The 13,715-nt window shown below is 62.2% G+C and carries 8 protein-coding genes and 3 tRNA genes; 2 read left to right on the top strand and 9 right to left on the bottom strand.

The genetic code is table 11. The features are described from left to right. Positions 1–8 precede the first annotated feature (8 nt). The 5 genes from VWZ87_RS09010 to VWZ87_RS08990 form a co-directional block, all read right to left on the bottom strand. A tRNA-Gly gene (locus VWZ87_RS09010) sits at positions 9–83 on the bottom strand. Positions 84–326: 243 nt separating this feature from the next. Further along, positions 327–401, bottom strand: a tRNA-Gly gene (locus tag VWZ87_RS09005). 67 nt (positions 402–468) lie between these two features. Next, the gene (locus VWZ87_RS09000; RefSeq protein ID WP_416536745.1) at positions 469–1,380 is read right to left on the bottom strand and encodes a NaeI family type II restriction endonuclease; all 912 of its coding nucleotides are present in this window, start codon (positions 1,378–1,380) and stop codon (positions 469–471) included. A gap of 102 nt (positions 1,381–1,482) precedes the next feature. Then, complete coding sequence (locus VWZ87_RS08995; RefSeq protein WP_340545025.1) at positions 1,483–2,457, bottom strand: DNA cytosine methyltransferase; 975 nt, start codon at positions 2,455–2,457, stop codon at positions 1,483–1,485. Positions 2,458–2,615: 158 nt separating this feature from the next. Then, positions 2,616–2,690 (bottom strand) — tRNA-Gly (locus VWZ87_RS08990). Positions 2,691–2,923: 233 nt separating this feature from the next. Here VWZ87_RS08990 and VWZ87_RS08985 point away from each other — a divergent pair. Then, the gene (locus VWZ87_RS08985) at positions 2,924–3,130 is read left to right on the top strand and encodes a hypothetical protein (RefSeq protein ID WP_416536746.1); all 207 of its coding nucleotides are present in this window, start codon (positions 2,924–2,926) and stop codon (positions 3,128–3,130) included. 115 nt (positions 3,131–3,245) lie between these two features. Here the strand turns inward: VWZ87_RS08985 and VWZ87_RS08980 are convergent, their stop codons facing one another. From VWZ87_RS08980 to VWZ87_RS08970, 3 genes are all read right to left on the bottom strand, one after another. Then, positions 3,246–6,686, bottom strand: coding sequence for a pyruvate carboxylase (locus VWZ87_RS08980; RefSeq protein ID WP_416536747.1), 3,441 nt, complete (start codon positions 6,684–6,686; stop codon positions 3,246–3,248). A 126-nt stretch (positions 6,687–6,812) separates the two neighbouring features. Next, a complete protein-coding gene (locus VWZ87_RS08975) occupies positions 6,813–8,018 on the bottom strand; it encodes an alpha-hydroxy acid oxidase (protein WP_416536748.1) in 1,206 nt (401 codons plus the stop codon). Between the two features lie 586 nt (positions 8,019–8,604). After that, positions 8,605–10,401 carry a diguanylate cyclase gene (locus VWZ87_RS08970; protein WP_416536749.1) on the bottom strand — a complete coding sequence of 599 codons (1,797 nt, stop codon included), beginning with the start codon at positions 10,399–10,401 and terminating at the stop codon, positions 8,605–8,607. A gap of 230 nt (positions 10,402–10,631) precedes the next feature. Between VWZ87_RS08970 and VWZ87_RS08965 the strand changes: the two genes are divergently transcribed. Further along, on the top strand, positions 10,632–12,992 hold the full coding sequence (locus VWZ87_RS08965) for an ATP-dependent helicase (protein ID WP_416536750.1): 2,361 nt from the start codon (positions 10,632–10,634) through the stop codon (positions 12,990–12,992). A 335-nt stretch (positions 12,993–13,327) separates the two neighbouring features. Here the strand turns inward: VWZ87_RS08965 and VWZ87_RS08960 are convergent, their stop codons facing one another. After that, positions 13,328–13,546: a DUF1127 domain-containing protein gene (locus VWZ87_RS08960; RefSeq protein WP_340545031.1), complete on the bottom strand. Its 219-nt coding sequence runs from the start codon at positions 13,544–13,546 to the stop codon at positions 13,328–13,330. Positions 13,547–13,715 lie beyond the last annotated feature (169 nt).

The raw sequence follows: 13,715 nt of genomic DNA, 5'->3' as shown, positions 1-13,715 counted from the left end.
AGTCCAAATGGAGCGGGCGAGGCGATTCGAACGCCCGACCCTAACCTTGGCAAGGTTATGCTCTACCCCTGAGCTACGCCCGCGCTGCCATTTGGTGAGGCGGTGTTTAGGAAATTGCCGCAGCACCTGCAAGAGGAAAAATGACAGCTGCGTGAAGAAATTAATCGGACGCCCACCCGCACGTCAGCCCTGCACGTCAGCCCTGTGCGCAGATCCAGATCGCCGCAATCGTCATCGCCGTAAAGACACCTTAGATGGCCGGGTAACCCTGTGTTTTTGGTAGAAAAACAAAAAGCCGCTCAAAAGAGCGGCCTTTGTGATCCCGATGGAGCGGGCGAGGCGATTCGAACGCCCGACCCTAACCTTGGCAAGGTTATGCTCTACCCCTGAGCTACGCCCGCGCTGCCATCCGGTGAGGCGGTGAATAGGCAATTGCGCGCAGGGCTGCAACCGAAAAACAGCGGGTTTTCACCTCGGATCGAAAAAATCTTCGCGGATCGTGTGACCAGCGCTGGCGGCCAGCCGCGCCTGCGTCAGGTTGGAGAGCTGCGCCGATATGAACTCCGAGCCGCCGCAATGGGGCAGGTCAAGCGCGCGGATCAGCTGCGCATCCTTGCGCCCCTCGAGGATAACGATGCCCTCCCGCCCCAGCAGGTCCCGCGTGCCATGGCCGCCATCCGAACGGATCCGTCGCATGAAATCCTTCTGCGCGGCCACCGCCTCGACGACGTCACGGGGAATCGGCTGACGCTGCACCTCTCGGAACAGCGTCGCCATCCGGGCATTGCCGCTCTCCCCGGCAAAGATACGCGCCACCACCTGCTCCGGCAGCAGGCGCCAGAAATTGGCCGGATAGGGCTGATCGCAGAGCAGCCAGAGAATATTGCCAAACCCCTCGGCCGAGATCGAGCGTTTGGCGTCCTTGTTCTGACCGGCGGTCAGATAGGCCTGCCGCGCGACGATCAGCCCGAGGTAACAGCGCGCCCGCGGCTCATCCGCCGCCACCAGGATACAGGGCTGGTCGACGGCTTCGGTCGGGATCATCCAATTGCTGCCCATGGTGTGTTTGATATCCACATCATGGCCGAGGATCACGGTATCCAGCCGCCCCTTTGGCAGGCGCAGCAGCGCCCGCAGCTCAATCTCGACGCGGGTGCCGATATAGGTCTTCTCGGTTTTTTCCAGATCCTCATAGGCGCGCCGCCCGGTCTTGGCGGTCAGGATCACATCGTCGATGCACGTGCGCAGCATCAGCGGAAAGCCGGCCGCCAGCTCCATCGCGCCGCCTGCGCGGCTGGTGATATCCTGTGCCAGCGCGCTGAGCAGCAGGTGATCAGCATGGCCGGGATGGATCCGGCTGGGCGGCAGTTTCTGTTTCATCGCAGAGCCTGTTCCCGGTTGCAGCCGTGGCTTGAGTATTTTGGGAAAGGTGACAGGGCAGGATGTGGCCCCACATCGCGCAGCGCCATCACGACGGTCCGATCAACGCCCGGTGGCAGGGCTGGTCACCACCTTCAGGCTGGGGCGTGCGATGGCCTGACGGATCTGCCGGGCCACGGCTTCGGCCACCGGCGGCGGAAAGGCATTGCCGACCTGGCGATAGGCGTTGGTCTTGGCCCCGGTGAAATGCCAGCTGTCGGGGAAGCCCTGAATGCGCGCCACCATCCGCACGGTGAGGCGCGGCATGTCGTTGTGAAAGGGATCCGGCGCCTCATAGGCGATGGTGCGCCCCTCGACGCCCAAGGCGGCCCAGGCGCGCCGCGCCCGGGTGGGGCCGAGGTCCGGCCCGCCATGTTTCTTGGAGCCGCCCACAATCGTTGGCGCAATCTCATCGGCCCTGGCGGCCCACTCCTCGGCCCCGCGCCAGCCGCGTTCCTTCATCAGGTCAAGCAGGGTCTCGCCCACGGTGCGGGGATTATGCGGCAGCGGCTCGGGCCAGTTGAACTGGCCGGAGAATTCCTTGCGCAGGGCGACGATGGCCACCCGCGGGCGCAGCTGCGGCACGCCGAAGTCGGAAGCATTCAGCAGGCGCCAGTCGGTCTCATAGCCCAGTTTGGCCAGCTGTTTCTTCAGCTTCTCGCGGTAGTCATGGAATACTGCATCCAGAAAGCCGCGCACATTCTCGATCATCACCGCGCGGGGGCGGGTGGCGGCGACGATTTCGATGGCATCGTCAAAGAGGTTGCGCTCGTCCTTCTCGCCCAGCTGTTTGCCGGCCACCGAAAATGGTGGGCAGGGCAGCCCGCCGGCCAGCAGGTCAATGCCGCGATAGGCGTCGGCATCCGCCTTGAAGGCGCGCACATCCTCTTCCAGCACATTCCACTGGGGCCGGTTGTGGCGCAGAGTGGCGCAGCAATGTTTGTCGATTTCGACCAGCGCGGTGTGGTCAAAGCCGGCTTTCTCAAGCCCCAGTGCCTGGCCGCCTGCACCAGCGCAGAGTTCTACCGATGTGAGCATGCTGCCGTATCACCTGTTCTCATGCTGCCGTTGCAGCTGTTCGCGCTCTGTTCTTAGGCGCTGAAGTGATTCCGCGCAAGCCAGAGGCTATGTCGTATTTCACAAACGCGAAAGGCCACCGTTGCGTCTGCAAGCGGTGGCCTTTTCATGTATCCAAATGGAGCGGGCGAGGCGATTCGAACGCCCGACCCTAACCTTGGCAAGGTTATGCTCTACCCCTGAGCTACGCCCGCGCTGCCATTCGGTGAAGCGGATTTAGTCATTCACAGGCAGGGCTGCAAGGGAAAAACGCAAAGCCGTCGGCAAAAAATGACCGTCACGGTGTTTTGAGCGACGGAAGCCGCCACGTGCGGCGTTTTACCCTTATGATGATGACATGAGCCTGGCCAAGACGACCTGAGGTTTGCGAGCCAACGAGCCGGGCCAACCCGCGGAGATATCTGCGAAACCGAAAGGGAGCCCCGAGATGACACTGCTTAGCAAACCGCTGCGCGACCGGATGGGTAAATCCTTGGACGACAGGCTGGACACATTGCGCATCCTTGGCCTGACCGTCGCCATTGGTCTGGCGATCGGCGCCAAACTCACCACGGATGGGCAGGCTGGGGGTCTTCATACCGCCGAGGCCCCGGTGTTGATGCCACCACAGATCGAGACACAGGCGCTGATCTGACCACCGCGCATCTGGCAGACCGCGCCATCCGACAGAAAAAGGCGCCCCCGGAATGCGGGGACGCCTTCATATGATAGTCGCAGTGCCTGTCATCGGTGACAGGCGCGGGCTGTGATCACTCCAGCTCGATCAGCAGATCCTTGGCGTCGATCTGCCCGCCTGCCTGCACATGCAGGGCCTTCACCACCGCATCGCGCTCGGCATGAATGCCGGTTTCCATCTTCATCGCCTCGATGGTCAGCAGCAGGTCGCCCTCATGCACCGGCTGGCCAACCTGCACAGCAACGGTGGCCACGACACCGGGCATCGGCGCGCCGACATGGTTTGCATTGCCCTGCTCGGCCTTGGGCCGGGCCTGCGTCGTCGCCTTGACCAGACGGTTCGGCACGCGGATGACGCGGGGCTGGCCGTTGAGTTCGAAAAAGACTTTCACCTCGCCCTTGTCATCGGTATCGCCGATGGCCTGCAGGCGGATTTCCAGCGTCTTGCCGGGGTCGATTTCTGCGGTGATCTCCTCGCCCGGTTCCATCCCGTAAAAGAAGGTGCGGGTGGGCAGGCTGCGGACCGGACCATATTGGCGATGGCGGCCCATGTAGTCGAGGAACACCTTGGGATACATCAGGTAGCCGTTCAGATCCTCGTCATCGACGGCCTTGCCTTCCAGCTCCCGCGACAGCTCCGCACGGGTCGCTTCCAGATCGACCGGGTCCAGATGGGCGCCGGGGCGATCCAGATTGGGCGCGTCGCCTTTCAGCACCTTGGAGACGATCCCCTCAGGGAAGCCACCCGGAGGCTGGCCGAGGTTGCCGCGCATCATGTCGACAACCGAGTCCGGGAAGGCCACATCACTCTTCGGATCCTCGACGTCGTCACGGCTCAGACCCTGGCTGACCATCATCAGTGCCATGTCGCCAACCACTTTGGACGAGGGCGTCACCTTCACGATATCGCCGAACATCTGGTTCACATCGGCATAGGTCTGGGCGACCTCATGCCAGCGATCCTCCAGCCCCAGGCTGCGCGCCTGTGCCTTCAGGTTGGTGAACTGGCCGCCGGGCATCTCGTGCAGATAGACCTCCGAGGCGGGCGCCTGCAACCCGGATTCAAAGGCGGCATATTGCATCCGCACCTGTTCCCAATAGTCCGAGATTTCGCGGATCTTGGCGATGTCCAGCCCGGTGTCGCGGTCGGTGTTGCGCAGCGCTTCGACGATGGAGCCGAGGCAGGGCTGCGAGGTGCCGCCACTGAAGGCGTCCATAGCCGCGTCCACCGCATCGACGCCGGCATCCGCTGCCGCCAGGATGGTGGCACCAGCCACACCCGAGGTGTCATGGGTGTGGAAATGGACCGGCAGGCCGACCTCTTCTTTCAGCGCCTTGACCAGCTGGCGGGCAGCGGCTGGCTTCAGCAGGCCCGCCATGTCCTTCAGACCCAGAATATGCGCGCCTGCCGCTTCCAGCTCCTTGGCCATGCCGACATAATACTTCAGGTCGTATTTGGCGCGCTTCGGATCCAGGATATCGCCGGTATAGCAGATGGTGCCTTCGCAGATCTTGCCGCTTTCAACGACCGCATCCATGGCGACGCGCATGTTCTCGACCCAGTTCAGGCTGTCAAAGACGCGGAACACATCAACGCCGGTGGCCGCCTGTTTCACAAAGCTCTGCACCACATTGTCGGGATAGTTGGTATAGCCGACACCATTGGAGGCGCGCAGCAGCATCTGGGTCATCAGGTTTGGCATCCGCTCGCGCAGGTCGCGCAGGCGCTGCCAGGGACATTCCTGAAGGAAGCGATAGGCCACGTCGAATGTCGCACCGCCCCAGCACTCGACCGAGAACAGCTGGCTCAGGTTCTGGGCATAGGCCGGGGCCACCTTGATCATGTCATGGCTGCGCATCCGGGTGGCCAGCAGCGACTGGTGGCCGTCGCGCATCGTGGTATCAGTCAGCAGCAGCTGACGCTGCGCCTTCATCCAGTCGGCCACCGCCTGCGCGCCCTTTTGCTCCAGCAGGTTGCGGGTGCCATAGGGCTGCGTCGCGGCATCGGCCTTTGGCGCGCGCGGCTCTTTCAGATCGGGATGAGGCGCCGGGCGACCTTCGGTTTCGGGATGCCCGTTCACCGAGATATCAGCGATATAGGTCAGCACCTTGGTGCCGCGGTCGCGGCGCTTGGCGAATTGGAACAGCTCCGGCGTCTCGTCGATGAATTTGGTGGTGTATTCATTCGACAGGAAGGTCGGGTGTTTCAGCAGGTTCTCGACAAAGGCGATATTGGTGCTGACACCGCGCACCCGGAATTCACGCAGCGCGCGGTCCATGCGGGCAATCGCCTTTTCCGGGGTGGGGGCCTTGGCCGTCACCTTGGTCAGCAGCGAATCATAGTAACGGGTGATCACGCCGCCCGCATAGGCAGTGCCGCCATCCAGACGAATGCCCATGCCCGTTGCCGAGCGATAGGCGGTGATTCGACCGTAATCCGGGATGAAGTTGTTGAGCGGATCCTCGGTAGTCACCCGGGTCTGTAGCGCATGACCATTGAGCTGGATCTCGTCCTGCGATGCCTTGCCAGTGGCCTCGGCAATGGTCTTGCCTTCGGCGATCAGGATCTGCGCCTGCACGATGTCGATGCCGGTGACTTCCTCGGTCACCGTATGCTCCACCTGCACCCGCGGGTTCACCTCGATGAAGTAGAATTTGCCGTCGTTCATATCCATCAGGAATTCGACGGTGCCTGCGCATTCATAGTTCACATGCTGGCAGATCTTGCGGCCCAGATCGCAAATTTCGGCGCGCTGTTCCTCGGTCAGATAGGGGGCGGGCGCACGCTCGACCACTTTCTGGTTGCGGCGCTGCACCGAGCAGTCCCGCTCATAAAGGTGGTAGATTTGCCCATGTTTGTCGCCCAGGATCTGTACCTCGACGTGGCGGGCGCGGGTGATCATCTTTTCCAGATAGCCCTCGCCATTGCCAAAGGCCGCTTCCGCTTCGCGGCGGCCTTCCAGCACCTTTTCCTCAAGTTCGGATTCGCTGTGGATCGGGCGCATACCGCGACCGCCGCCGCCCCAGGAGGCTTTCAGCATCAAGGGATAGCCGACCTCAGCCGCTTCGGCGCGGATCGCATCCATGTCATCGCCCAGCACTTCGGTGGCGGGGATCACCGGCACGCCGGCCTCGATTGCGACGCGGCGGGCACTGGCCTTGTCGCCAAGCGCGCGCATGGTTTCCGCCTTCGGACCGATAAAGGTGATGCCGTTGCGGGCGCAGGCATCCACGAAATCCGGGTTCTCCGACAGCAGGCCGTAGCCGGGGTGGATCGCATCGGCGCCACTTTCCTTGGCCACGCGGATGATCTCGTCAATCGACAGATAGGCGGCCACCGGTCCCAGACCTTCGCCGATCCGATAGGCTTCATCCGCCTTGAACCGGTGCAGGCCCAGCTTGTCCTCTTCGGCATAGACGGCAACCGTCTTCTTGCCCATCTCATTGGCTGCCCGCATGACGCGGATGGCGATTTCGCCGCGGTTGGCGATCAGGATTTTCTTGAAGTCAGTCATGGCTTCCTCGGGGTCGTGCAGTTTGGCGGAGTGATAAGCGCAAATTAGGGTCCGGTATAGACGTAGTTCTGGGTATGGACAGCGTGATAGCGCTGACCTGAGGCCAGAATCCGGCAAAAAATACGATTACGGCGGAGATTTTAGGTCCGCATCGGTCCTAAATGTCGCAAATGGCGGCGCAATCGGCTGAAGTGGGAGTGGTAGCGGCAGCATCGTCAGGTCCTCCGCCCCCAGCTGGCCCATGTTTGCCAGCAGATCCAGGCGCAAAAGATCGATCAGATGGTCCGGCCCCTGCGGGCCAAGCGCTGCCAGGGCAAAGTGGAACGCGCGGCCTAACATGACATAGTCCGCCCCCAGCGCCAGCGCGCGCAGGATATCCAGACCACCTTCGATACCGCTGTCGAAAATCAGCGGCAGGGTAGTGGCCGCACGGATATCCGGCAAGGCCTCGATGGTGGCGCGGGCCGCATCGAACTGGCGCCCGGCATGGTTCGATACCCACAGCGCATCGACGCCAAGCGCCTCCAGCGGTGCGGCATCCTCGGCGCGCATCACCCCCTTGATGATCAGAGGCCCCTCCCAATGGTCGCGCAGCCATTTCACATAATCCCAATCGGGCGAGGTGCGCAGCAGATAGCCGACATGGGCCGTCGACGACAGGCTGCCGCTCTGGCTGGTCACATATTTATCCAGCGTCCGCATATGCGGCATCCCCCGGCGCGCCATGCCCAGGGCCCAGGCCGGTCGCATCGCCACCTGTGCCATCAACCGGGGCGTCAGCCGGGGGGGCTGCGTCAACCCGGAGCGCGTCTGCCGTTCCCGGCGCGAGGCCACGGGCACATCAACTGTCAGCACCAGACCGGCAAAGCCTGCGGATTTGGCGCGCTGCAGCATATCGCGGCGGATGGCGGGATCCTTCGGCGGGTAAAGCTGGAACCACGGCGCCGCCCCGAGGTCATCGGCCAGATCTTCGGGGGACTGGCTTGCAACGGTCGACAGGCAGTAGGGCAGGCCCTGCGCCGCGGCGCAGCGGGCCAGCTGGCGTTCCGCGTCGGGCCAGATCAGCCCCGACATGCCAACTGGCGCAATGCCAAACGGCAGCGGGCGCGACACGCCCAGAAACTCGGAGCTGAGCGTGGGCTGTTGCGGCCCATGCAGAATCGACGGGGCAAAGCCGATACAATCCAGCGCTTTGCGGTTGCGGGCGGTGGTCGCCTCCCGCCCGGTGCCGCTGTCCAGATACTCCCAAACGAAACGGGGCAGGCGCCGCCGGGCGCGCTGGCGAAGGTCACTGAGAGCGGGGTAACGCTGGTGCAGATCCATGCTGCGCATTTGTCGCTGCCTTGCAGCAAAAGTCTAGTGTGGAGTGCAGCATTGAAACATTTTTGTAACTATTTGGACCGCACCCGTTCCAGCTCCGGCGCTGTTGTCGTCGGTATGTGCCACCTGCTGCGCGCCCTTTTGGTGCCTTTCTCGCGGGTCGCTGCCATCCGTTACCACCCCGGTGCATTGTGCGGGCCTCTATTGCTTGCGAGCCTTCTGATCGGTGTCTTGTCGCGGCCCTGCGGGGATCACGCCGGGTCGTAGTGCCGCGCCATACCCAGAGCCAGGGCCATCGGGCGCGCGATGTGTCCGCCAATTGCAAAAGGGGGCAATCGCGCGCTGGTCGTTTGGCCAACGGCCGACGTCGGGGCGTGTCATCCTGCTGGCTGGTCAATGACCGATCCGAAGGATCGCGCAGCGAGCGCGAAGCCCGTGTCGAAGGTGGTCTGCCCAAGCGCCCAGTTGCCCGGTCACGCCGTCAATCCAGCCGCCGCAACTGGGGCGCTGGCGCCGGGTGCATCGTTTGGTCGCTGTGACGGGGCTTTGGTCAATGCCCGTCGGCCCGGTTTCTGCTGCGGGGGCAGGGGTCTCCGGCCTACTCCGCAGCGATCGAGCTGCCCGAATCCGACGGCTTTGAGGGACCTGTCTGCGCGGCAGGGTTGCGTGGCGCCTGCTCTGCGGCGGAGGCGACACAGACCTGGTTGCGGCCTTTCGCTTTTGCATCGTAGAGCGCCTCGTCGGAGGCGCGCAGCAGGTCCTGTGGCATCGTGCCGTGGCGCGGGTAATGGGCCACGCCAAGCGAGATCGAAATCCCCGGCAGCGCCTTCTCGCCGTAGCGGACGACAATCGCCTCCACGGCCTGGCGCAGCAGCTCGGCCTTGGTCATCACATCCTGCTGGCTGACCCCGGGAAGGATCAGCGTGAATTCCTCTCCGCCCGGACGGCAGGCCACTTCATCGCCGTCACAGGCCTGTTCCAGCACCGAACCGACCGCCCGCAGGACCATGTCACCGGCATCATGGCCGTGATTGTCATTGAACTTCTTGAAGTGATCCACATCCACCGCAATCAGGCTCAGCGGTGTGCCGCTCTTCTGGCTGCTGGAGATGCTCTTGCGCAGGGTCTCCGTCATGTGGCGGCGGTTGAACAGACCGGTCAGCGGATCACGCACCGACTGATCATGCAGCTGGTCGCGCATCCGCACATTGGCGATCGCCATGGAGATCTGTTCGGCGCACATCTGGGCCAGTTTCTTGCTGCTGCGGAACTCTTCGGTGGCGTCGCTCAGCGCGCGCAGATGCATCAGGCCGACGGTCTCGCCATGGGCCAGAATCGGGAAACAGTAATAGGCGCGGCCGTCATGCGGCTCGGCATGTTCGCAGACAAAATCAATCTCGGAGGAGCCGAATTCATAGCTGCGGCCGCGACGCAGACCCCAGCATTCTTCCGGGTGGATATGGTCCTTGTGACTGCCGCCATTCCAGCTGGCACAGCCGTCGAGCACATCGCGCGAGTTGGAGTAGACATAGACGCTGCCCTCAGCCGTCGGCAGGATATGGGTCATGAAACGGGCCACCATGTCGAACAGCTCGTCGAGCGAACGGCTGGATTGCAGCCATTCGTTCAGCTCGCCCAGCAGCTGCACTTCACGGGCCAGCCGCAGCTGTTCGTCCAGGATCTCGCGCTCGGTCTCGTTGCGCTGGCGCAGCTGATTCATGCGGAATCGGTTCGATTTGAACACGACATAAACAGCAATTGTCATTGCCAGCAGCGCTATGGATGTCAGCACGATCAGCGACAGCCGCACCCGGTTGATGAAGATATTCCGCAGCTCGGTGATATCGGTATAGAAATCAATCGCACCGTCGAAATGCCCGTTATGAATAAGGGGCATGTATACCTGTGCGATCTCCCGCGTGACCTCGCTGTTGTAGTTGCCGGTTGCCAGGGTCAGCCCGTCGACGTCATAGGCGGGCAAGGCATCGTGCATATAGTAGACCTCACCTTTGGCGACCTTGGTGGTGAAAAAGACATTTGCCTCAAACTCGCCGATTTCATCGCTGCGCGAGGACCAGAAAATTTCGCCCGAGCTGGTCAGCAGGCGATAGCGGTAGACATCGGTTTCCTCGGTGAACAGCGCCAGCATATGGGCGTCATGCGGCTGGATGATGCCCTCCTCGAACGACTCCTCCGGGTTTGCCATATGCAGGACGATCCGCCGCTGCCAGAGTTCCGCCTGTTTGCGGATGTCGGCTTCCAGCATGTGATCGACGATGGGGGTTGGCACCGCAAAAACGGCCCAGACCGAGGCGGCCGCGGCCACAACCAGCACGAAAAGGAGTGACATGCTGCGGATTTTCTCCGCGACGCTGGTTTTGAGATCAGGTTTCATGGTGCCGTCTGCCGTCCGATTGAGAGTGCCCTCACGGCGCTATGGCCGCTGGTCCATGCTGGTCGGTTGAGTTTTCAATTGTGTTAATCGTTAACCTAAATTCCGGGGTGTCGGGGTTTAAACTACTGAAGATTTTCGGGATTTGCCCGGTTGATCTGTTGCGGATGCCTGCGGAACAGACTGTGAACGCCCTCTTTCCGCCGGGATTGAATCACGTTAATGTCCTGCCCATGAGCAGTTTTGACGATATCGACCCCTATGAGGGGATTTCGCTGTCCGCACGGGCCATGGCGGCGCGGCCGATGCCCTATCTTGACGGGCTGAACCCCGCACAGCGCGCCGCCGTAGAATGTCTGGAAGGGCCCGTGCTGATGCTGGCAGGGGCCGGCACCGGCAAGACCAAGGCGCTGACTGCGCGGATTGTCCATCTGCTGACCACCGGCACGGCCAAACCAAACGAGATCCTTGCCGTGACCTTCACCAACAAGGCCGCGCGCGAGATGAAGGAGCGCGTCGCCGGAATGCTGGGGCAGGCGGTTGAGGGGATGCCCTGGCTTGGCACCTTCCACTCGATCTGCGTGAAACTGCTGCGCCGTCACGCCGAACTGGTCGGGCTGAAATCCAATTTCACCATTCTGGACACCGACGATCAGATCCGGCTGCTGAAACAGCTGATCAAGGCCGAAGGCATAGATGACAAACGCTGGCCTGCGCGGATGCTGGCGGGGGTGATCGACGATTGGAAAAACCGCGCGCTGACGCCTTCCCGGGTGCCGGTCGCGGATGCCAGCGCCTATAATCACCGTGGCGTGGACCTCTATGCGCAGTATCAGGTACGGCTGAAGGATCTGAATGCGGTCGATTTCGGCGATCTTCTGCTGCATATGGTCACCATCTTTCAGGACAACCCGGATGTGCTGGATCAATATCAGCGCTGGTTCCGCTTTATCATGGTGGACGAATATCAGGATACCAACGTGGCCCAGTATCTCTGGCTGCGGCTTCTCGCGGGCGCGCATAAGAACATCTGCTGCGTTGGCGATGACGATCAGTCGATCTATGGTTGGCGCGGGGCCGAGGTGGGCAATATCCTGCGGTTTGAAAAGGATTTTCCCGGCGCCAATGTGGTCCGGCTGGAACAGAACTACCGCTCGACCGAACATATTCTCAGCGCCGCCTCCGGGGTGATCCGGGGCAACAGCGGACGTCTGGGCAAGGAACTCTGGACCGAGGCACGCGGTGGCGAGAAGGTGCGACTGATCGGTCATTGGGACGGCGAGGAGGAGGCCCGCTGGATCGGCGAAGAGATTGAGGCGATGCAGCGCGGCACCCGTGGCCTTGCCCCCATCGACCTCAACAATATGGCGATTCTGGTGCGGGCCTCACATCAGATGCGCGCCTTTGAAGACCGCTTTCTGACCATTGGTCTGCCGTACCGGGTCATCGGCGGGCCGCGCTTCTACGAGCGGCTCGAAATTCGCGATGCCATGGCCTATTTCCGGCTGGTGGTCAGCCCGGAGGACGATCTGGCGTTTGAGCGGATCGTCAATACCCCCAAACGTGGTCTTGGCGACAAGGCGCAGCAGACCATCCAGACCATGGCGCGCAGCAATGGCGTCTCATTGGTCGAAGGCGCGCGGCTTGCGGTGGAGAGCGGCCAGATCAAGGGTAAGGGCGGCAAAGCCCTGCACCAGCTGGTCACCGATCTTACGCGGTGGGGACGGCTCGCCGGAGATGCAGACACCACCCATATGGAACTGGCCGAGATCATTCTGGATGAAAGCGGCTATACCACCATGTGGCAGACCGACAAAAACCCGGATTCGCCGGGCCGTCTGGAAAACCTCAAGGAATTGGTCAAGGCACTGGAGGCGTTTGAAAACCTGCAAGGCTTCCTCGAACATGTCAGCCTGATCATGGACAATGACAAACAGGACGCCGCCCAAAAGGTGTCGATCATGACGCTGCACGCCGCCAAGGGGCTGGAATTTCCTGCCGTCTTCCTGCCGGGGTGGGAGGATGGCCTGTTCCCCTCGCAGCGATCCATGGACGAAAGCGGCCTGAAGGGCCTCGAAGAGGAACGCCGTCTGGCCTATGTCGGCATCACACGGGCGGAGGACATCTGCACGATCTCCTTTGCCGGCAACCGCCGTGTCTTTGGTCAGTGGCAATCGCAGCTGCCCTCCCGTTTCATTGATGAGCTGCCCGAAGAACATGTCGAGGTGCTGACCCCGCCCGGTCTCTACGGCGGCGGCTACGGTGCGGCGGCCCCGGGCGGTTTCGGGGGCGTGCGCTCCACGATTGAGGATCGCATGGCTTCTGCCGATGGGTACAACTCGCCGGGCTGGAAACGCATGCAGTCCCGCGCCGGAGAGCGTGGTCTGTCCCAGCCCAAGGAAAGCAAGTCCAGCGTCATCGACCTCACCGCCACCTCCGCCTTCACTGCCGGTGAACGGGTGTTCCACCAGAAATTCGGCTATGGCGCGATCACCGCGATCGAGGGAGACAAGCTGGAAGTCGCATTCGAGAAGGCCGGCACGAAAAAGGTTGTCGCCCGTTTCGTCACCGCAGCAGAGGACGTGCCGTTCTGACCGCGCCGACTGCGGGTCTGATCCACCACCGATAGATCCCCGCCATCGGCAGGCGGGCACCAGCTCGGGCGTCGGCAGTTTGCCGGCGCCTTTTTTGCGTCCTGTTATCAATGGGAGGCGCTGCCGAGCAGGCAATCAGGCACAAAAAAACGGCGGTGCCAGGGAGGAGGAGGGCACCGCCGTTCTGTACAACACCATACCATCAGGGAGGAGGAGGCATGGTGTATCAGGGTCCGGCTATGACGCCGGTATAGGGTGCGGTGACATCAGGGAGGAGGAGGATGTCACCGCGATAGCAGGCTCCCAAGGGAGGAGGAGAAGAGAGCCTGATCTCTTTATTTCGTGCCGTATGCGGCCTCATAGGCGACGCTGCGCAGCATGGAGCGGCTCAGCCCCAGGTCAGCCAGCTCGCGACCGGAGAGCGTCGACAGCTCATCCATGGTCTGGCGATACAGCCGGTAGCGTGCAATCTTGCCTTTCAGCTCGTCGAACATGGCGCGCGGGCTGAAGGCCAGAGCGCCTTTGCGGGTTGTGATATTGTCAACAGCGGCCATCGGTGTTGTCCTTAACGTCTATGAATGTCTGGCCGTTCCCGGCCTCTCTTGGCCTCATAAATATGATAATGCTGCACACGCACAATCCCTGAAAGGGGCATTTCTGCTATGCAGCAAATGCATGGGTTTCCTTGCGGAAACCGGGTTGATCTTGCCGAGGTATGCGCCA

The organism is Phaeobacter sp. JH20_37 (assembly GCF_048056015.1).
Lineage (GTDB): Bacteria > Pseudomonadota > Alphaproteobacteria > Rhodobacterales > Rhodobacteraceae > Phaeobacter > Phaeobacter bryozoorum.
Note: the sequence above shows the minus strand (reverse complement) of the source record. Positions and strands in the feature narration are given on the sequence as shown.

Bases quoted from the DNA above. Each gene is read 5' to 3' on its own strand.
- VWZ87_RS08985 (WP_416536746.1), top strand. From the start codon at position 2,924: ATGACACTGCTTAGCAAACCGCTGCGCGACCGGATGGGTAAATCCTTG.
- VWZ87_RS08975 (WP_416536748.1), bottom strand. From the start codon at position 8,018: ATGCGCAGCATGGATCTGCACCAGCGTTACCCCGCTCTCAGTGACCTT.
- VWZ87_RS09000 (WP_416536745.1), bottom strand. From the start codon at position 1,380: ATGAAACAGAAACTGCCGCCCAGCCGGATCCATCCCGGCCATGCTGAT.
- VWZ87_RS08970 (WP_416536749.1), bottom strand. From the start codon at position 10,401: ATGAAACCTGATCTCAAAACCAGCGTCGCGGAGAAAATCCGCAGCATG.
- VWZ87_RS08995 (WP_340545025.1), bottom strand. From the start codon at position 2,457: ATGCTCACATCGGTAGAACTCTGCGCTGGTGCAGGCGGCCAGGCACTG.
- VWZ87_RS08960 (WP_340545031.1), bottom strand. From the start codon at position 13,546: ATGGCCGCTGTTGACAATATCACAACCCGCAAAGGCGCTCTGGCCTTC.
- VWZ87_RS08980 (WP_416536747.1), bottom strand. From the start codon at position 6,686: ATGACTGACTTCAAGAAAATCCTGATCGCCAACCGCGGCGAAATCGCC.
- VWZ87_RS08965 (WP_416536750.1), top strand. From the start codon at position 10,632: ATGAGCAGTTTTGACGATATCGACCCCTATGAGGGGATTTCGCTGTCC.